Source organism: Alkaliphilus crotonatoxidans, assembly GCF_054658015.1.
The window spans coordinates 346,251-366,222 of record NZ_BAAHXS010000004.1 but is presented as its reverse complement, the minus strand read 5'-3'; the positions used below and the strand labels follow the sequence as shown (position 1 = coordinate 366,222).

Genomic DNA, 19,972 nt, shown 5'->3' with positions numbered 1-19,972 from the left:
AGAACAATTGAAGGAAGAAGAATTAAAACAAAAGCAATTATTAGATACAATAAAAATGCTTTCCCCAGGTACACCCCTCAGGGAGGGGCTGGAAAATATTTTGAAGGGAAAGATGGGAGCCCTGATTGTGGTGGGCGATAGTGAGGCTGTCATGGATATTGTAGACGGAGGCTTTGCCATCAATGTAGACTTTTCCCCTGCCTATGTTTATGAACTGGCAAAAATGGATGGTGCAATTATTTTAAGTCATGATGTAAAGAAAATACTCTATGCTAATACCCAATTAATACCAAACCCTGATATTCATTCATCTGAAACAGGAATACGACATCGTATTGCAGAACGGGTCGCCAAGGAGACAGGCGAAGTCGTGATCTCAATTTCCCAGCGAAGAAATATCATATCTCTTTACCAGGGATATACGAAATATATTGTTCAAGATACCGGCAGAATCTTAACAAAGGCCAATCAAGCCATTCAAACCCTTGAAAAATATAAGGTTGTTTTAGACATGGCAATGAATCACTTAACTGCATTGGAATACGAAGACTTGGTAACAGTTTACGATGTGGCTGTGGTGCTGCAGCGTACTGAAATGGTTATGAGAATTGTAACAGAAATTGAAAAGTTTATCTGTGAGCTTGGAAATGAAGGTCGGCTAATTAGTATGCAGCAGGAAGAATTGGTGGCCAATGTGGCTATTGATGGAAAGCATGTTATTAATGATTATAACTTGAATAATGAAGGCTCCCATCAAGCAGTAACCAAAAACATCAAGGCCCTTTCCTCTGAGGAGCTTTTAGACCTAAATAATATTGCTAAAATACTGGGATATGAAAGTAATGCGGCTACCCTTGATACACCTGCTACTCCAAGGGGCTATCGTATTTTAAATAAAATTCCCAGGCTGCCGGCACCAGTCATTGAAAACCTTGTTAAGCAATTTGGTGAATTGCAGAATATTATTAAAGCCTCAACCGATCAGCTGGATGATGTAGATGGTATCGGGGAAATTAGGGCCCGGGCCATCAAAGAGGGCTTGACCAGATTAAGAGAACAGGTTATGCTGGGAAGACATATTTAAATGTAAAAAACTGGGATTAATTCATCCCAGCTTCAAGGCAACCTCAATACAAATGCATATTTCATCTCATTTTTACCTGAATTTCGCTGCTTTAGGTTAAGCAGCTGAAAAGTAAGGTGAATCATTAGATAGTACGGCCTTAAACGTAATCGTTTGAGGTCTTTTTTTATAGTAAACCGTAGTGACCCAGGGTTTTTAACTGCTCATAGTGATTTTTCAGCATATCCTCGATATCAATAGAAAAAACATTGCAAAGGGCTGCCAAATAAAAGAGGTTAGCAGATAATTCCTTCTCAATTTTTTCCTTACAAATATCACATAGCTCCCCTTCAATATGGTCGCTCATATAATCCTTCATCTCTGAATAGGAAACATCCTCAGGTACATCCTGTTTCTCACAATTAAGCTTAATGCAGCCACAATAGGTGGCCGATTTGGCAACGGCCCGATTTACTTTTGCGGTACACTCTTGTAACTTGGTTAAGATGTCTAAGGTACTTCGATGACGAATTAAAACATCATTAACGATTGCTTGAAAATTGTTTATTGTAAAGTCTTTCATCGCGTCAGCTCCTTGGGTTTATTTTCCTCTTTATGTAATGTTATTACTTTGGTGGCAGATGCCACATAATCTTTTCGATGAAATAAAACAGGGTGATGTTAAAAAATGTTATACTTAGCTTTACTAATATTATAAGGCGATTATCTTTCCTTTGTCAATTACTGAAAGGGTTTTTTATGTAACCCATTGGCTGAAAATCTAAAGGGCGCAAAATCAAGGGACAGTATTAATTTTAGGTAAGGGAAAAGGGGACAGGGTAAAATATTTGAAGAATTATGTCATAAAAACAATTGACAAGTATATAGTGATGTGATAAAATTGAAATTTATTTGACATCAAATTGGTTCTGTTGTATACTATATTTAGTTTAATATAGGCTTGATTAGGGGGGTAACGGATGTTTAGTATAGGGGACAAAATTGTTTATCCAATGCATGGGGCTGGTATTATAGAAGCCATTGAAGAAAGAGAAATATTAGGAACCCGGAGGAAGTACTACATTATGAGGATTCCCTTAGATGATATGCAGGTAATGATTCCAATGGATAATATTGAAGGAATTGGTATTCGCCAGGTAATTAAAAAGGATGAGGTAGAAAGTGTAATGGCTGTTTTAGAAGCTAACGAAACTAAAATGCCTCAAAATTGGAACAGGCGCTATCGAGCCAATATTGACCGTATTAAAACAGGTGATATTTTCGAGGTTGCAGAGGTCGTAAGAAATCTAGTGCTTCGGGATCGTGAAAAAAGCTTGTCAACCGGGGAGAGAAAAATATTAAATAACGCCCGGCAAATCTTAATCAGTGAAATCATCTTGGCAGCAGAATTACCCGAGGATCAAGTTATCACCCTGGTAGATGAAGCCATAAAGGAGTAGAAATAACTAAATATTAAGCTCTTCTTAAGGTTTTCTTAAGGTTTTGCTGTTATAATGGGAAAAATGATAAAAAAAATCATAGATGTGATTTTAAAATTTGTAAAAGGGGAATAATGAAGGATAGGAGGTGGTTTAATGATTAATAAAATCATTAGAAGTGTATTAACGGTGTTAGGGAGCTTATTAGGTTTTACAGTATTCGCATTTATAATAAATCTTCTAAATTTAGAAACGCTGCAGAATAATTTAGCAACTTATATTACTGGAATCATAGTATCATGTTTAATTGGTGGAGGAATATTATTTATCACCGCTCCCTGGATTATTAAAAAGGGTCAAGGCTTGGCCGGTTGGATTGAAAAAGAATTATCAAAGGTCCCCTTGGTCACCATGATATTAGGGTCGGTAGGGCTGATTACCGGCTTGATCATTGCCTATTTGGTCAGCAGAATATTTGTCGTCATACCAATCCCCTTTGTAGGGCCTGTATTATCAGCCATCCTATATATTTTTATGTCCTACTTGGGAATTAGCATTGCAACCAAGAAAATGGATGAAATAACTAATCTACAGTCATTATTCAAAAAAGGTGTTAGTAAAGATAAAAGCAAAAAAGACCAAAAGGTATCCCCTAAAATATTAGATACCAGTGTGATAATTGATGGTCGTATTGCTGATATTTGTAAGACTGGTTTTGTGGAAGGGCCATTGATCATTCCCGAATTTGTATTGGAGGAGCTTCGACATATCGCCGATTCCTCAGACTCTTTAAAAAGAAACCGAGGACGAAGGGGTCTTGACATTCTTAATAGGATTCAAAAAGAGCTTGATATTGAAGTTAAAATCAGTGGTCAGGATTTTGAAGATATTTCAGAGGTCGATACCAAGCTGTTAAAGCTGGCTCAACTGATTGATGGCAAGGTATTAACAAATGACTATAACCTAAATAAAGTGGCCGAATTCCAAGGGGTTCCGGTGTTAAACATTAATGAACTGGCCAATGCGGTGAAGCCAGTGGTTCTGCCTGGTGAGGAAATGCTTGTTCAAGTAATTAAAGATGGTAAGGAGTCAGGGCAGGGCTTAGCTTACTTAGATGATGGCACGATGATTGTTGTTGACTGCGGAAAGAAATTTATTGGTAAGAATATTGATGTACTGGTAACAAGTGTACTTCAAACGGCCGCAGGAAGAATGATTTTTGCAAAGCCTAAATCGATGGTTGATAAATCGGCATAATCCAAAACCCTCTTTGTACTTGTACAGGGAGGGTTTTTGTTATTAAAAAAATAATAGCTGTAAATTAATTGACGTTGGCATCAGTATCGTTTACTATAAACTAAAAAGCAAATACAAGACGAGTTTAATTAAGACGGTATATTTTCTATAGGATGGATTAGCACACTGGGGGGGAGCAGTGATGGGAAAAATAAAAACCACGGCCATTATTGTAGCGGCAGGAAAGGGAACACGAATGGGGGCCAATATTAACAAGCAGTATATTCAGTTATTGGGTAAGCCGTTATTGGCCCATACGCTGTCTGTATTTGAACGCAGCCCGCTGGTGGAGGAAATCATTTTGGTGGTGGGGAAGGATGAGATACCCTATTGCCAAATACATATTGTTGAAGGGTATCGATTTAAAAAGGTGTCAAGGATTGTAGAAGGCGGGAAAGAACGCAGGGAATCAGTATATAAAGGACTGTTGGCTGCTGAAAGCTTCCCTGAGCTGGTGGTGGTCCACGATGGAGCCAGGCCTTTCCTAACAGAAGCAATGCTTCAAGAGGTTCTAAGGGAGGCTAAGGAGGTAGGGGCCGCCATTTTAGCTGTGCCGGTAAAGGATACAATTAAAGTAGTAGATGAAAAGCAGTTGGTTGTCAGTACCCCCTTCAGGGAAAGCCTTTGGGCAGTACAAACGCCTCAGGCCTTTAGGTATAGCTTATTAAAAGATGCCCATTGTCAGGGGCAGCTGCCGGGAATAACCGATGATGCCATGCTGGTAGAAGCCCTGGGGCATCCTGTAAAGGTGGTAATGGGCAGCTATAGCAACCTAAAAATTACTACTCCGGAGGATTTGCTGCTGGCAGAGGAAATAATCAAGAAGGGAGAATCCTTATGAATATAAGAGTTGGATTAGGCTATGATGTTCACCGTTTAGTGGTGGGCAGAAAATTAATCTTAGGGGGGGTTGATATCCCCTATGATAAAGGATTATTGGGTCATTCCGATGCAGATGTACTGCTCCATGCTATTAAAGATGCCCTTCTGGGGGCGGCGGCCCTTGGTGACATAGGAAGACATTTTCCCGATACCGATGTGCGCTATAAGGATTCCGACAGCCTGGAGCTTTTAAAAAAAGTAAAGCAGCTTTTGGAAACAAAGGGCTATCAAGTAAATAATGTGGATGCCACCATCATTGCCGAAAGACCCAAAATGGCCCCCTATATACAGGACATGAGAGAAAATGTGGCCCAGGCGTTAAAGATCGACGTAGATAGAATCAATATCAAAGCCACCACCACAGAGGGGATGGCTTTTACTGGAAAGGGAAAGGGAATTGCAGCTCAGGCCATTGCCAGCCTGGTAGGGAATTGATAGAATTAATCTCTTTCATTCAGGGCATATTGTTAGCAAGAGCTATTGACAGATGAAGAGCTTTTGGGTATGCTATAAAAAAAGAATATCAAAACGTTGAGAGGAAATAGTATAAAATCAATGCTTTGTAGAGAGAAAACCCATGGCTGAAAGGTTTTTAGGCTAGATTTTAGAACCCGTCCTTGAGTTGCTGACCGAAACAAAAGTAAGTTAGCCGGTGGGGGCCGTTAAACCCTTAAGGGAATCCGTTAAGATACAATGGATTAATTAGAGTGGTACCGCGGGAAATATAGCTCTCGTCTCTATTAAACAGAGATGGGAGCTTTTTATGTACTTAAAAATAGAAGGTGAAGGGAGTTTAAAGATGAGTAAGAAGGAAAAGCAATTTGTCAGTGAAATAACCCCCATGGAAACAGACTTTGCCCAATGGTATACTGATGTCATTTTAAAAACCGATATGGTGGACTATTCACCGGTAAGGGGCTTCATGGTAATTAAGCCCTATGGTTACGCAATTTGGGAAAATATACAGTCCTACCTGGACAAACGCTTTAAGGAAACAGGTCATAAAAACTGCTATTTTCCTCTGTTGATTCCGGAAAGTCTGTTGAAAAAGGAAGCAGAACATGTTGAGGGCTTTGCCCCTGAGGTGGCCTGGGTAACCCATGGTGGCCAGGAGGAGCTGGCCGAGCGTCTTTGTGTTAGGCCCACTTCCGAAACCATCATCTGTGAAATGTATAGTAAATGGCTAAAATCCTATCGGGATTTGCCCTTCCTTTACAACCAATGGTGTAGCGTGGTTCGTTGGGAAAAAAGTACACGGCCTTTTCTAAGAACATCTGAATTTTTATGGCAGGAGGGTCACACGCTCCATGAAACCGATGAAGAAGCCCAGGAAGAAACCCTGCAAATGCTGAATATTTATCGGGAAATGGCAGAAGAGGTCTTAGCCATGCCAGTTGTAGTTGGTCAAAAAACTGAAAAGGAAAAGTTTGCCGGGGCCCATGCCACCTATACCATGGAAGCCCTGATGCATGATGGCAAGGCTCTTCAGGCAGGAACCTCCCACAATTTAGGACAGCATTTTACCAGCGCCTTTGATATCAGCTATTCCGACCGGGATGGAGAGCTAAAGCATCCCTATCATACCTCCTGGGGGGTTTCTACCCGTTTAATTGGCGGAATTATCATGACCCATGGCGATAACCGGGGGCTGGTATTGCCTCCAAGGGTAGCGCCAATTCAAGTGGTGATTGTACCCATTGCCAGCCATAAGGGCGGTGTAATGGAAAAGGTCGATGAGCTGTTTAACCAGCTAAAGGCAGAATTTAAGGTAGAGGTAGATGACCGGGAAAATTATTCGCCAGGCTGGAAATTTAATGAATGGGAAATGAAGGGGGTTCCCTTGCGAATTGAAATTGGACCCAAGGATATCGAAAAAAATCAAGTGATGTTCTTCAGGCGAGACACCCTGGAAAAGGAAGCTGTATCAATGGATAATATCCAGGCGACGGCTTCTAAATGGCTGGAGGATATTCAAAATAACCTGCTGTTAAAGGCTAAAAAAATGCGGGATGAAAAAACCTACTATGTGAAAACCATGGAGGAATTAAAAGAGGTCATGGAAAAAAGACCAGGCTTTGTTAAGGCCATGTGGTGCGGTGACCGAGATTGTGAAGACAAAATTAAAGCTGAAATCAGTGTAACCATTCGGTGTATTCCCTTTGAGCAGGAGGATTTAGGTGAAGTTTGCCCCTTCTGCGGTAAGAAGGCCACCAAAATGGCCTACTATGCCAAAGCCTATTAATTAATAGCTGTATATTTAATTAGCTCCTTGAATTCTCAAGGAGCTTTTCTTGTATAATCCCCCAGTGGAGTGGAAAAATAAGAAAAAACCTGGGAGGTTAAAATATGAAAAAGTTACGAAAAGGGCTGGTCTGGCCCATGGTCCTTATTTTCTTTCTAATTAGCAGTATACAGGGCTGGGGTGCTGAAGAAAGGGTGGTAACCCTGGGGAATGATCTAAACCAGCAGCAGCGACAGCAAATGCTGGACCTCTTTGGGGTAGAAGAAGAGGAAGTCAAAATACTGGTGGTGACCAATGAAGAGGAACGAACCTATCTACAGGGGATTGCTTCAGAGGAGCAAATCGGCTCCAGAGCCATCTCATCAGCCTATGTTGAGGCCCTTAACCCTGGGGCGGGAATACAGGTTCAAACCTATAATTTAACCTGGGTAACGGCCGGCATGTTTCAAAATGCCCTGGTGACCGCCGGGGTTAAAGATGCTAAAATTATTGCGGCAGCCCCCGTTAATGTTTCAGGCACCGCGGCCTTGACCGGAATCATAAAGGCCTTTGAAGCCCTTAAGGGCCAAAACATCAGTCAGGAACAAAAAGAAATTGCCAATGAGGAGATTGTAAAGACCGGTGAATTAGGTCAGTCGGTGGGGCAGGAAAGGGCCACCGAACTAATTCAAACCATTAAACAGGAAATTGTTGAAAAAAATATTAAGAGTCCTGAGGAAATTAGGCGAATTATTATTGAGATTTCAGGAAATTTGAACATCAATTTAAATGAACGGCAAATTGAAGACATAACCCGTTTAATGGAGGGAATTTCCCGTTTAAACCTTGACACCGATGAGATTAGACAGCAGCTACGGGGGATTACTGAACAGCTGGGGGAAATAGCTCGGCAAAATGAAGAAGTCAGGGGCCTGCTTCAACGAATTATTGATCTGATTAAGGATTTTTTTAACTCCCTTATTGGGATGCTTACAGGAAAATAGACAAGCTTCCGTAAACTCAAAGGACATAATCCGGCTTGCTAGGGCCCGTAGAATCAGTTATAATTAAAGAATAAAAAATTAAGGGAAGCTATAGGAGGATTCATATGTCCGTAAGGGTTAGATTTGCACCAAGTCCAACAGGATTTGTTCATATAGGCAGCCTGAGAACTGCTCTGTATAATTATTTATTTGCCAGAAGAAATGGCGGTAAATATATTTTAAGAATTGAAGATACAGACCAAAGCCGTTTGGTGGAGGGAGCCGTAGAGGGCATGCTTCGGGCCATGGCCTGGGCAGGCATTAACCATGATGAAGGAGTAGCCGTTGTTGATGGTAAAATGGTAGATCAGGGAGATTACGGCCCCTATGTACAATCCCAAAGGTTAGAAATCTACCAAAGGTATATTAATGAGCTTTTAGAGAAGGGCCATGCCTACCATTGTTTTTGTTCCAAGGAACGAATTGATGAGGTAAGGGAAAAACAAAAGGCCGCAGGGGAGCTGCCCAAATATGACGGTCACTGTAGAAATCTGTCTAAAGAAGCCGTAGCGGCTAAAATTGCCAACAAAGAGCCCTATGTCATACGTTTAAAATTACCTGAAGGTAAGGATATTGCCTTCTCTGACGTAGTACGGGGCAATGTGGTGGTCAATACCGCTGATATGGACGACCAGGTATTAATCAAATCAGACGGTTTTCCTACCTACCATTTTGCTGTAGTGGTGGATGACCACCTGATGGGAATTACCCATGTCATTCGGGGTGAGGAATGGCTTATTTCTACACCGAAGCATGTATATCTTTACGAGGCCTTTGGCTGGCAGGCACCTCAATACGTTCATTTGCCCAATATTTTAAACAATGAAAAGAAGAAGCTCAGCAAGCGTCATGGAGATGTGGCGGTGGAGGATTTCATTAAAAAGGGCTATTTACCGGAGGCATTGGTTAACTACATTGCCCTGGTGGGTTGGAGCCCGGAGGATAATCAGGAAATTTTCAGCCTTGAGGAGCTGGAGGCTAAATTTTCCTTAGAAAGGGTTTCAAAAAGCGGCGGTGTTTTTGATGTTAATAAGCTGAATTGGGTAAATTCCCATTACATTAAGGAAAGTGACAATAATCGTATTACAGATTTAGCAATTCCTCACCTGGTGAAGGCAGGCTATCTTACCCAGGAGGAGGCAGAGGAGCGGTATGACTGGTTAACCGAGGTAATTGGAATACTAAAGGAAAAGCTCTCCTATGTGGCAGAAATTGTTGATTATGCCGATATTTTTTTCAAGACAGAAATAGAACCAGAGGATGAAGACGCCAGAGAAATATTAAAGGATGAGTCCATGGCCCAATTGCTTAATGCTTTCGAAGAAAAGGTAAAAGGGGCACAGGTTATTGATGCAGACTTCGGTAAAGGGGCTTTAAAGGCCATACAAAAGGAAACCGGGCTAAAGGGGCCCAAGCTTTTCAAGCCTATTCGGGTAGCCATCACAGGGAAGTCCCATGGGCCTGATATCAATCAAATTATTAAAGTTTTAGGGAAACAAAATCTATTGTCACGAATAGAATATGTAAGAAATCATCTTTTATAGTTAAAGGCGAAGAACAGGAGAAGTAAATTGTGCTGAATTACAGAGAGGGGCTATCATTGGCTGAGAATAGCCCTAAGGGTAGGTACAATTGAAATGCACCTGGGAGCCATTGCCTGAAGGTTAGTAGGGCAAATCGGGTAGTTCCGTTATCGACCCAAAAGAGAATTGCCATTGGGCATTTAAGTAGAGTGGAACCGCGGATACCCGTCTCTAGGAATTACCTGGAGATGGGTTTTTTTAATCTATAGGAAAGTTCTTACTTAAATTAATTAGTAAAGAGAGCTTTTCCGTATATAGATTTCAACAAAGTCGTCCTTTACATCTTCTAAGGGAAGACTTTGTTCTTGTTAGATACAATATAGGAGGGTTTTAAGATGTTTGGTTTCTTTGAAAGGGTTAAGGATGATATACAGGCCATATTTGAACGGGACCCTGCTGCCAGAACTACCTTAGAGGTACTATTATGCTATCCCGGCCTCCATGCCATTATACTTCATCGAATTTCCCATTCCCTGTATAAAAGGGGCTGGGTACTGGTGCCCAGAATAATCTCCAATATTTCAAGGTTTTTTACAGGTATAGAAATACACCCCGGAGCAACCATTGGCAGAAGACTTTTTATAGACCATGGAACAGGGGTTGTGATTGGGGAAACCGCCGAGGTGGGAGATAACGTCACCATTTACCAAGGGGCAACCCTGGGGGGAACCGGCAAAGAAAAGGGAAAAAGGCATCCCACCATTGGCAACAATGTGGTGATATCCTGCGGCGCTAAGGTGTTAGGACCCTTTAAGGTAGGGGATAATTCAAAAATTGGAGCAGGGTCAGTGGTGTTAAAGGAGGTTCCCCCCAATTGTACCGTGGTGGGGGTACCCGGCAGAGTCGTGGTAAAGGATAATGTCAAGGTTTCCTCAGCATATGAAATTGACCTTGATCAGGTAAAGCTGCCAGATCCCATTTCTGATGATTTAGATACAATGAAGCAGCAGCTGCAGCATTTGCTTAAACGAATTGAAGACTTAGAAAGGAGCGAAAAAGGATGAAATTATATAATACACTGACAAAGCAAAAAGAAGAATTTGTTCCCATTGAGCCGGGAAAGATTACAATGTATGCCTGCGGACCAACGGTATACAATTACTTTCATATAGGTAACGCCCGAACCTTTATGACCTTTGACGCCATGCGGCGATATTTTCAATATCGGGGCTTTCAGGTAACCTTTGTACAAAACTTCACCGATGTAGACGATAAAATTATTAAAAGGGCCCAGGAGGAAGGGGTATCTCCCACTGAAATCAGTGAAAGGTATATTCAGGAGTACTTTAAGGATGCCGCCAGCCTGGGGATTTTACCCGCCGACATTCATCCAAAGGTAACAGAAAATGTTCCAGAGATCATTGAATTGATTGATCAGTTGGTTAAAAAGGGCTTTGCCTATCCTGTTAAGGGAGACGTTTATTTTGATGTTTCAAAATTCCATCACTATGGAAAGCTGTCGAAGCAAAGTATAGAAGATCTTCAATCTGGAGCCCGTATCGAGGTAAACGAACAGAAAAGAAATCCTCTGGATTTTGCCCTGTGGAAGGCGGCCAAGACGGGAGAACCAAGCTGGGAAAGCCCCTGGGGCAATGGAAGGCCCGGCTGGCATATCGAATGCTCCGCCATGGCAAAGAAGTATTTAGGAGAAACCATTGATATCCATGGTGGGGGCGGCGACTTGGTTTTCCCCCATCACGAAAACGAAATTGCTCAAAGTGAAGCAGCCTTTGGCAAGCCCTTTGCCAACTACTGGCTCCATGTGGGCTACTTGAATGTAGACAATAAAAAGATGTCGAAGTCTTTAAACAACTTCTTTACCCCCAGAGAAATTGCCCAAGAGTACGATTTAGAGGTGATTCGCTTCTTTATCTTCTCTGCCCATTACCGTAATCCCGTTAACTTTAGTCAGGAGCTGGTGGAGGCGGCCAAAAACGGTCTGGAAAGACTGTATAACACAAGAAATAATTTAAGGCACCTAATTGACAACACTAAGGAAGAAGCTCTCAAGCAGCCCGAATGGGTTAAAGTATTGCCTGATTATCGCCAAAGATTTATTGAAGCCATGGATGATGATTTCAATACAGCCGATGGTATTGCCGTCATTTTTGAGCTGGCAAGACATATTAATAGCCATGCCCTCATCAGCAGCAATCAAAGAGACCTTAAGGAGGCCCTTGATTTACTGATGGAATTGGCAGGTGTATTGGGGCTATTGGAAAAGCAGGAGGATACAAATCTTGAGGAGGAGCTTGAGACCTTAATCGAAGAACGGCAGCAGGCCAGAAAAGAGAAAAATTTTAAGCGGGCTGACGAAATCCGAGACCTGCTTAAGGCTAAAGGAATTGTATTGGAGGATACCCCCCAGGGTGTGAAGGTAATCAAGGTTTAAGATAAAGAAAAGCAAAGCTCGGCTATTATCTGAGCTTTGCTTTTAACGTAATTCCCATGGGGTGAATTTGAAGTTAGCGGTGATGTACGTAACGATACTCTCGAGTATTGTATCTTTCGCTGAAACCGCAGCTTGAACAAATGTCTTGATAATAATGGTATCTCACTTGCTCACTAACTACGCAGTTTCGATGGTTGTCGGGGCAAACGAAGGTATCGCTTATCTCCCAATCAGATGTACCGATTTTATTGTGTGTAAGCCAACCATCGCACTTGGGGCATAGGTTAGACTTAGCTTCAAATTCCTCTTGCGTAATGTCCAATTCTGATAAATCAATGTACCCGTGGGAGTGTTCACATTGATGGTCATGATAGAGGATATCGGGTGAAGCCTCCTGTTCAACGGTTTGGGCGCCGACAAAAACAAAGGAAGATAGAGAAATCAGCAGCACCAGGATGAATAGCCTTTTCATTGGTAAAACCTCCATTCATCTGTATAAATTTTTTAACAGTCTATACCTGTAGAAGAATTTAACCCCATGGAATATAAAATACAGGTACATACTAATTATACAATAATTTCCATTGGTTGCAAACCATAATGGTGAAAATTTGTAATTATATACTATTAGAAATCCTGCCTTAATCAGGAGGAGCTTAAGGCCTTAATCAAAAAACGGCAGCAGGTCAGAAAAGAGAAAAATGAAATCAGTCAATCTGTAATAACTAGTCCGAACAATGGCTTAACCCGCCTTGGGAAAAGCAAGTTAAATTGGCTTTTCCTATGGGCGGATTTTTAAATTTTATCTTCAATTCGGCAACAGCTTGAATGGCAAGAAATTAATTGGTAAAGTACTTGATCACTCACGAATCTCAAAACCTAAATGATACTGAGGTAATCAAGTTCTTCAAGTGGGTTGATTTTTAAAATTATCGACAAATGATTTTCCCCACTTATCCATTGATTCTAAAATAGGTATTAATTCCTCCCCCATTTCAGTAAGTGAATATTCAACCATTGGGGGAACTTCATGATAAACAGTTCTATTAACCAATCTATTTTGTTCTAAGTCTTTCAATTGCTGACTTAACATCTTCTGAGTTATTTCAGGAATTAACCTTCTAAATTCATTATATCTTATTGATTTATGGAGATTAAGATTCCAAATTATAAGAGCTTTCCACTTACCGCTTAAGATCTCTAATGTGACTTCTATCTCACATCTATAATTGTTGCAGCTAACTTTATTCGATCTATCTTTTGGCATACTTTCACTCCTTCTAGAATTAATATTTAAAAATACATCATTTATATATTATATCACTAGAGTTGAATTAAAAACTAAATTTGTAAACTCTTAACAATAGCAGAAAATGGCATAAAATATGCAAGGAAATGATACCAAAGTATCAACATTTAATCAACTGTTTAAACCCATTTTGAGCTTTTTCTCTTTTTCTAAGAAGATAATTTTATTTTTAAAGGTTGATAAGATAATTATATCATATAAAAAAGCCTTCATTAATGTACTTGTAATGTTAATTCTATACTTAGAATTTAAAGTTGTATTACAAAAACTTTTCAAAAATTTCTTAGACAACTTCGCATTTCATACTTTTTAGAAACTGCCCTACCGAAAAGTGCCTTCTTTTTTTTTCAAATTAGAATGTTTATACTAAGACTTGTCTGGAGGGACATAATCAAAATTTAATTTAAAGGAGGAATAGTAAATGCAAAGATTTACTATACCAAGAGATGTTTATTTTGGATCTGATGCACTAGATCATTTAAAAGATGTAAAAGGAACTAAGGCCATGTTAATTATTGGTTCTGAAAGATTAATAAAGGATGGAACAGTTCCTAAAATTCAGGATTTATTAAAAGAATCAAGAATTGAAACTACAGTATTCTCTGGTGTTGAAAATGATCCTTCTGTCCCAACTGTTAATAAGGGGGTTGAAATGATGAATTCATTTAAACCTGATTTAATAATTGGTATTGGTGGAGGATCACCGATAGATGCCGCTAAAGCAATGTGGATATTTTATGAATATCCAAACTTAACTTTTGAAGAAGCTGCTAAACCATTTAACTTACCAGAGCTACGTCAAAAAGCAAAGTTCATAGCTATACCAACCACAAGTGGTACTGGTACTGAAGTCACTTCATTTTCAGTCATAACTGACAATGAAACCCAGATTAAATACCCAATAGCTGACTATAACATCACTCCAGATGTTGCTATAGTTGATACTGCTTTAGTTCAAAGTATGACTCCAAAATTAATTGCTAACACTGGTATGGATGCTTTAACTCATGCTATAGAAGCTTATGTCTCAACTGCTAGAAATCCAATAACTGATTCACTAGCTATGAAATCAATAGAAATGACAGTTGAAAATTTAGTTAACTCATTTAATGGGGAAAAAGAAGCTAGAGAAAACATGCATATATCCCAATGTTTAGCTGGGATGGCGTTTTCTAATGCCATACTCGGAATCGTTCATTCAATGGCGCATAAAACAGGCAAAATATTTAATATAGCCCATGGATGTGCAAATGCAATATACTTGCCATATGTTATAGAATTTAATGCTAAAACAGCTGGAAATGCTTACGCTGATATAGCTAAAAGATTAGGATTAAACGGAAATACAACAGACGAATTGGTTGAATCATTAATTAAACTTGTTAAAGATTTTAGAGTCGCTATGAATATGCCACAAACCTTAGCGGAATTTGGGTTATCAGAAAGCTTATTCAAAAAACACTTAGATGAAATTTCTAAAGCAGCAGTAGCGGATCCTTGTACAGGTACAAACCCAAGGAAAATTTCTGCAGAAGAAATGAAAAAATTATTTGAAGCTGCTTATTATGGAGCAAAGGTAAATTTTTAAGTCTATATAAAAAGTTCTAGTTGGGTATTAACCAACTAGAACTTTTTAAGATATGTGGTTAGAATGTTTAAATTTATATCGTATTTTTAGAGAAACAGATATAATGAGGAGGGTAACCTATAAGTTTGATTATTATTTAACAATTATGAAAATTCAGAGAATGTTCGGTTGAATTTGGTCATGGGGATATGATAAAATTAACTCTGATATCTGTCAGCAATATTATAATCCTAATTAGGCAATTAGAACAATTAACCAGAAGACGATAATGTTATCAGTAGGGAGGATCATCATGTATAAAATTGTTGGGAAGGCAGACTTAAATCCCCAGGTAACTCGAATGGATATTGATGCTCCGGCCATAGCCAGAAAGGCAGAGCCAGGGCAATTTATTATACTGAGGGTCAATGAAAGTGGGGAAAGGATACCATTAACTATTGCAGATTACGATCGTGAAGCAGGTACCGTTACCATCATTTTTCAAAAGGTGGGAAAAACCACCAGATTGTTGGGAGCCATGGAGGAAGGGGAATTTATTTTAGATTTTGTTGGCCCCCTGGGGGCTGCCTCCCATTTAGAGGGCTATCAACGGGTGGCTGTCATTGGCGGAGGCCTGGGAACAGCCATTGCCTTTCCCCAGGCCAAGAAGCTCCATAGTCTGGGGGCAGAGGTGCATTCTATCATTGGATTTAGAAATCAAGAGATGATTATTTTAGAGGATGAGGTCAGGGCAGTAAGTGATCGATTGGTGGTAACCACCGATGACGGTTCCAATGGTCGAAGGGGCTTTGTTACCGATGTCCTTAAACAACTGATAGAGGAAGGGAACCAATACGACCTGGTCATAGCCATTGGGCCCTTAATCATGATGAAGGTGGTTTGTGATTTAACCAGGCAATACGACATTAAAACCATTATCAGTATGAATCCTGTCATGATAGACGGAACAGGTATGTGTGGCGGATGCCGGGTTACCTATGATGGTCAAACCAAATTTGCCTGTATCGACGGCCCCGATTTTGATGGACACTTAATCGATTTTGACGAGGCCATGAGGAGACAGCGAATGTACTTCGATCAGGAGAAACGCTCATTGGAAGCACATCAATGCACGATGGGAGGGCTAATCAATGGCTAATATGGCACTTGAAAAGGTAAAAATGCAGGAGCGGAACCCTAACACACGGAATCAAGACTTTTTAGAGGTTGCTCTGGGTTATGATGAAGCCATGGCAAGGGAAGAAGCCTCCCGGTGCTTACAGTGCAAGCATCAGCCCTGTGTAGGGGGATGCCCGGTGAATGTAAAAATACCAGATTTTATCAGTCTTATCGCAACGGGAGACTATGAAGGAGCCTACCATAAAATTAAAGAGACCAATTCCTTGCCGGCGGTATGCGGCAGAGTGTGTCCCCAGGAGAACCAATGCGAAGCCTGCTGTGTCAGGGCAAAGAAGGGAGAGGCCGTGGCAATCGGAAGATTGGAACGCTTTGTGGCGGATAGGAATATGGAATCACCCGGAAAGGAAGCCCCGCTGCCCAAGTCCAATGGCATTAAGGTGGCGGTTGTCGGTTCGGGGCCGGCAGGTCTTACCTGTGCCGGGGACCTGGCCAAGCTGGGCTATAAAGTAACCGTCTTTGAAGCCTTTCATACACCTGGAGGTGTATTGATGTACGGCATACCGGAATTCAGACTGCCGAAGAAGATTGTACAAAGAGAAATCCAGCAGTTAAAGGCGTTAAACGTTGAAATTCAGACTAATATGGTGATCGGCAAGGTCTATTCTGTAGATGAACTGATGGAGGCCGGCTATCGGGCAGTTTTCATCGGATCAGGGGCAGGCCTGCCTAACTTCATGAATATACCGGGGGAAAACTTGAACGGAGTATATTCTGCTAACGAGTTTCTGACAAGAATTAATCTAATGAAGGCCTATGAATTTCCAGACTATGATACCCCAGTTTGGGTAGGTAAACGGGTGGCAGTCATCGGCAGCGGGAATGTGGCTATGGATGCCGCCAGAAGTGCCAAACGCCTGGGGGCAGAGGAGGTCTACATTGTCTATCGGCGATCTGAGGCAGAAATGCCTGCTCGATTGGAGGAAATACATCATGCCAAGGAGGAGGGGATTCAGTTTAAGCTCCTAACCAATCCAACGAAAATCCTTGGTACCCAGGAGGGCTGGGTAAGGGCCATAGAATGTGTTGAAATGGAATTGGGGGAACCGGATCAATCAGGAAGAAGAAGGGTCCAGGCCGTTCCAGGCTCAGAATATGAATTTCCCGTTGAAACCGTCATTGTGGCCATCGGTCAATCCCCCAACCCTTTAATTAAAAGTACAACCGAGGGATTAAAAACCCATTCATGGGGGGGAATTGTTGTAGAGGAAGAGACAGGTGCCACCAGTAAAGCAGGCGTCTATGCTGGGGGCGATGCCGTAACAGGGGCTGCTACGGTCATTCTGGCCATGGGAGCGGGAAAAACCGCTGCCAGGGCGATACATCAGCAATTGATGGAAAAACGATAAAATATTATGAAGTAATTTTGAGAAGGCCTTAAGCTAGGGCCTTCTCTTTTAAATATATCAAATATCTTAAGGGAAATAACCTCTTTTTTAGGGTAAAGGTATTCTTTTCCTAATTCTTAAAAAATTCAATGTAAAATTGCTAAAAGTGCCGGTATCACATATAATAATAATTAGGAAAAAGATAAAAAAAGGCAGGTTAATTATGGAATCCTTTATAAAACAGATGATGAAGGGAAACACGATCAAAACAGAGCAAGAGGTAAAAATGATGGCACCCCTGGTATTGGCCTATATGGGGGATGCCATTTTTGAGGTTTTTATTCGTAACTATTTAATACAGACAATGACGGTTTCAGTCAATGCCCTTCACAAGACCGCAACGAAATATGTAAAGGCCAAGGCTCAGGCAGAAATTGTACATGCCCTTGAGCCCCAGCTGTCAGAGGAAGAATGGGGAATTGTCAAGCGAGGCCGTAACCAAAAATCAGCTACGGTGCCTAAAAATGCAGTATTGTCTGATTATCGCTATGCTACGGGCTTTGAAGCCCTGCTGGGATATTTATTTTACAGAGGAGAGGTTGAAAGACTACTGGCCTTGATGATTCGATCCGTTGAGATCATCAATGAAAACATTGACATACTTGAAAAGGGGGATAACAGCCATGGACAGGAGGGCTAAAACCCTGGTGTTGGCCACAGCAATACTTTTTTCTGTCTTATTGATAAAATCTTTATGGATTGACCCAGTGGGAAATTTGGCGGGAGACCAGAACCGATATGGGGATTTTGCCCTGGAGGCAGCAGCTGCTGTCCATCATCCTATTGTCCTTAAGCCCCCCGTTATTACCTATCGGCTTATTGAGGTGAGCCACGAGGCTTCTGAGGGAGAAATTACTAAAATTCTAATCAATGAGGGGGGAAATTCCTATTTAGAGGAGCTTGAAGGAAAATATGCAGCAAAGGTTAGAATTTATTTTTTAGGGGTATTCCCCTATCGTGACATCAAAATTGAAGGGGGAATTGAATAATGGAAGCAAAGTTAAAGGTCACCCTGCTTACCCATACACCGGAACCGGAAAAAATCCTGGCGGCAGCAGCGAAGCTATGCTACTCCTCCAGTAATATAGAGGAGCTTTTAGAAAATCAGAAACCTGAAACCATTGGAAACTTCATTGAAATGCTGGCCCAAATGGGGCACGAATCGCCCTTTGAGCATATTAGCTTTACCTTTGGTATTGAGGGGGTGTCCAGAAGCCTGACCCATCAACTGGTAAGACATCGAATTGGCTCCAGCTATTCTCAAAAAAGTCAGCGTTATGTCTCTGAGGGTCAGTTTGAATTTGTCGTTCCGCCTGCAATAAAAAATAACCCCCAGGCCCATGGGGTATTTGTTGAAGCCATGAAGCAGCAGCAGCAGGCATATGATCAACTGGTTGACCTGCTGTTTCAGCAGCACTATGAAAAGCTACTGGCAAAAGGTGTTGATGAAAAACAGGCAAAGTCAAAGGCCAGCAAACAGGCCATTGAAGATGCCCGCTTTGTGCTTCCCAATGCCTGTGAAACGAAAATCGTAGTGACCATGAATGCCAGGGCATTATTTAACTTTTTTCATCATCGCTGTTGTAATCGTGCCCAATGGGAAATCAGGGCTCTGGCCATTGAAATGCTGAAGTTGGTAAGACAGGTGGCCCCCAGGGTTTTTCGCCATAGTGGACCAAATTGTCTAAATCAGCCCTGCCCTGAAGGGAAAATGACCTGTGGCAGCATAAAAGAAGTAAGGAACTTCTTTCAGTTGCTGTAATGGCTTATAAAAGTGGCTCTCATGAGGGAAAATAAATGCGGCGCATTTACCAATAAAAGAGGAAGTGAAGAAATGAGAAATGATAAAATCATAGGAAGAAACCCGGTAATAGAGGGGATCAAGTCAGGCAGAGAAATTGATAAGATTTTGGTGGCCAAGGGAGCCGGTGAGGGGTCTGTTAAAAAAATCATGGCCATGGCCAAAGAAAAGGGAATTCCAGTTCAGCAGGTAGAACGACAAAAACTCAATGAATTATCTGAAGGGGAGACCCATCAAGGGGTTATTGCCTTTGCAGCGGCCCATGATTACGTAGCGTTGGAAGACATTTTAGAGGGAGTAAAACAAAAAGGAAAGGAGCCTTTTTTGTTGATTTTAGATGAAATTATGGACCCCCACAATTTGGGCTCCATGATCCGGACAGCCGATGCTGTTGGTGTAGACGGTATAATCATTCCTAAAAGAAGGGCTGTGGGGTTAACCTCAGTGGTGGCCAAAACCTCTGCCGGAGCCATTGAATATGTTCCGGTAGCAAAGGTTTCAAATATTGGGCAAACCATAGACAAGCTCAAAAAAATGGGAATTTGGGTCACCGGGGCCGATATGGCAGGAGAAAAGGAGCATTATTTAATGAATTTAAAGGGGCCCATCGCATTGGTCATTGGCAGTGAAGGCAGCGGCCTGTCACGACTGGTGAAAGAAAAATGTGATTTTTTGGTGAAGCTGCCGATGGTTGGCCAGATCACTTCCTTGAATGCCTCCGTTGCTGCAGCCGTGCTGATGTATGAAGTTCTTCGTCAAAGATCAATTGGTTCTTAGATTGGTAGAATTGA

At 41.3% G+C, this 19,972-nt stretch carries 20 protein-coding genes and 2 other annotated features; of the genes, 17 read left to right on the top strand and 3 right to left on the bottom strand.

What is annotated here, in order from left to right; translation table 11 throughout:
• Nucleotides 1-7: 7 nt before the first annotated feature.
• Nucleotides 8-1,084, top strand: a complete 1,077-nt coding sequence (gene disA / locus ACYQ1I_RS04375) for a DNA integrity scanning diadenylate cyclase DisA (protein WP_459762746.1) — start codon at nt 8-10, stop codon at nt 1,082-1,084.
• A 166-nt stretch (nt 1,085-1,250) separates the two neighbouring features.
• Here disA and ACYQ1I_RS04370 read toward each other — a convergent pair whose 3' ends face one another.
• Nucleotides 1,251-1,646 (bottom strand): nucleoside triphosphate pyrophosphohydrolase family protein, encoded by a 396-nt coding sequence (locus ACYQ1I_RS04370; protein ID WP_459762744.1) that lies wholly within the window; start codon nt 1,644-1,646, stop codon nt 1,251-1,253.
• A gap of 397 nt (nt 1,647-2,043) precedes the next feature.
• Between ACYQ1I_RS04370 and ACYQ1I_RS04365 the strand changes: the two genes are divergently transcribed.
• The 9 genes from ACYQ1I_RS04365 to cysS all read left to right on the top strand — a co-directional run bounded on the left by ACYQ1I_RS04365 (nt 2,044) and on the right by cysS (nt 11,919).
• A complete protein-coding gene (locus tag ACYQ1I_RS04365; RefSeq protein WP_459762743.1) occupies nt 2,044-2,523 on the top strand; it encodes a CarD family transcriptional regulator in 480 nt (159 codons plus the stop codon).
• A gap of 135 nt (nt 2,524-2,658) precedes the next feature.
• Complete coding sequence (locus tag ACYQ1I_RS04360; protein WP_459762741.1) at nt 2,659-3,759, top strand: PIN/TRAM domain-containing protein; 1,101 nt, start codon at nt 2,659-2,661, stop codon at nt 3,757-3,759.
• 181 nt (nt 3,760-3,940) lie between these two features.
• Nucleotides 3,941-4,639, top strand: a complete 699-nt coding sequence (ispD, locus tag ACYQ1I_RS04355) for a 2-C-methyl-D-erythritol 4-phosphate cytidylyltransferase (RefSeq protein WP_459762740.1) — start codon at nt 3,941-3,943, stop codon at nt 4,637-4,639.
• A gap of 2 nt (nt 4,640-4,641) precedes the next feature.
• On the top strand, nt 4,642-5,115 hold the full coding sequence (ispF, locus tag ACYQ1I_RS04350; protein WP_459765298.1) for a 2-C-methyl-D-erythritol 2,4-cyclodiphosphate synthase: 474 nt from the start codon (nt 4,642-4,644) through the stop codon (nt 5,113-5,115).
• An 87-nt stretch (nt 5,116-5,202) separates the two neighbouring features.
• Nucleotides 5,203-5,422: a binding site (T-box leader), on the top strand.
• A gap of 57 nt (nt 5,423-5,479) precedes the next feature.
• On the top strand, nt 5,480-6,922 hold the full coding sequence (gene proS / locus ACYQ1I_RS04345; RefSeq protein ID WP_459762738.1) for a proline--tRNA ligase: 1,443 nt from the start codon (nt 5,480-5,482) through the stop codon (nt 6,920-6,922).
• Nucleotides 6,923-7,026: 104 nt separating this feature from the next.
• Nucleotides 7,027-7,905 carry a DUF1002 domain-containing protein gene (locus ACYQ1I_RS04340; protein WP_459762736.1) on the top strand — a complete coding sequence of 293 codons (879 nt, stop codon included), beginning with the start codon at nt 7,027-7,029 and terminating at the stop codon, nt 7,903-7,905.
• Between the two features lie 104 nt (nt 7,906-8,009).
• Nucleotides 8,010-9,488 (top strand): glutamate--tRNA ligase, encoded by a 1,479-nt coding sequence (gltX, locus tag ACYQ1I_RS04335; RefSeq protein ID WP_459762734.1) that lies wholly within the window; start codon nt 8,010-8,012, stop codon nt 9,486-9,488.
• Nucleotides 9,489-9,703 (top strand) — a binding site (T-box leader).
• Between the two features lie 159 nt (nt 9,704-9,862).
• Nucleotides 9,863-10,531 (top strand): serine O-acetyltransferase, encoded by a 669-nt coding sequence (gene cysE, locus ACYQ1I_RS04330; protein ID WP_459762732.1) that lies wholly within the window; start codon nt 9,863-9,865, stop codon nt 10,529-10,531.
• Nucleotides 10,528-11,919: a cysteine--tRNA ligase gene (gene cysS / locus ACYQ1I_RS04325; protein ID WP_459762730.1), complete on the top strand. Its 1,392-nt coding sequence runs from the start codon at nt 10,528-10,530 to the stop codon at nt 11,917-11,919. Before cysE ends, cysS begins: the two co-directional genes overlap by 4 nt.
• Nucleotides 11,920-11,992: 73 nt before the next feature.
• Here the strand turns inward: cysS and ACYQ1I_RS04320 are convergent, their stop codons facing one another.
• Nucleotides 11,993-12,391 carry a hypothetical protein gene (locus tag ACYQ1I_RS04320; protein WP_459762728.1) on the bottom strand — a complete coding sequence of 133 codons (399 nt, stop codon included), beginning with the start codon at nt 12,389-12,391 and terminating at the stop codon, nt 11,993-11,995.
• 435 nt (nt 12,392-12,826) lie between these two features.
• Nucleotides 12,827-13,186: a winged helix-turn-helix transcriptional regulator gene (locus ACYQ1I_RS04315; protein ID WP_459762726.1), complete on the bottom strand. Its 360-nt coding sequence runs from the start codon at nt 13,184-13,186 to the stop codon at nt 12,827-12,829.
• Nucleotides 13,187-13,649: 463 nt separating this feature from the next.
• On the opposite strand from ACYQ1I_RS04315, the gene ACYQ1I_RS04310 reads away from it, so the two are divergent.
• From ACYQ1I_RS04310 to rlmB, 7 genes are all read left to right on the top strand, one after another.
• Entirely contained in the window at nt 13,650-14,816 is a 1,167-nt protein-coding gene (locus tag ACYQ1I_RS04310; protein WP_459762724.1) for an iron-containing alcohol dehydrogenase, read from the top strand.
• A 292-nt stretch (nt 14,817-15,108) separates the two neighbouring features.
• Nucleotides 15,109-15,954 (top strand): sulfide/dihydroorotate dehydrogenase-like FAD/NAD-binding protein, encoded by an 846-nt coding sequence (locus ACYQ1I_RS04305; protein WP_459762722.1) that lies wholly within the window; start codon nt 15,109-15,111, stop codon nt 15,952-15,954.
• Between the two features lies 1 nt (nt 15,955).
• The gene (gltA, locus tag ACYQ1I_RS04300) at nt 15,956-17,341 is read left to right on the top strand and encodes an NADPH-dependent glutamate synthase (RefSeq protein ID WP_459765296.1); all 1,386 of its coding nucleotides are present in this window, start codon (nt 15,956-15,958) and stop codon (nt 17,339-17,341) included.
• Between the two features lie 202 nt (nt 17,342-17,543).
• Complete coding sequence (locus ACYQ1I_RS04295) at nt 17,544-18,020, top strand: Mini-ribonuclease 3 (protein ID WP_459762720.1); 477 nt, start codon at nt 17,544-17,546, stop codon at nt 18,018-18,020.
• Nucleotides 18,004-18,369 (top strand): hypothetical protein, encoded by a 366-nt coding sequence (locus ACYQ1I_RS04290; protein WP_459762718.1) that lies wholly within the window; start codon nt 18,004-18,006, stop codon nt 18,367-18,369. Before ACYQ1I_RS04295 ends, ACYQ1I_RS04290 begins: the two co-directional genes overlap by 17 nt.
• The gene (gene thyX / locus ACYQ1I_RS04285) at nt 18,369-19,142 is read left to right on the top strand and encodes an FAD-dependent thymidylate synthase (protein WP_459762716.1); all 774 of its coding nucleotides are present in this window, start codon (nt 18,369-18,371) and stop codon (nt 19,140-19,142) included. Before ACYQ1I_RS04290 ends, thyX begins: the two co-directional genes overlap by 1 nt.
• A 72-nt stretch (nt 19,143-19,214) precedes the next feature.
• Entirely contained in the window at nt 19,215-19,958 is a 744-nt protein-coding gene (rlmB, locus tag ACYQ1I_RS04280) for a 23S rRNA (guanosine(2251)-2'-O)-methyltransferase RlmB (protein WP_459762714.1), read from the top strand.
• Nucleotides 19,959-19,972: the final 14 nt, after the last annotated feature.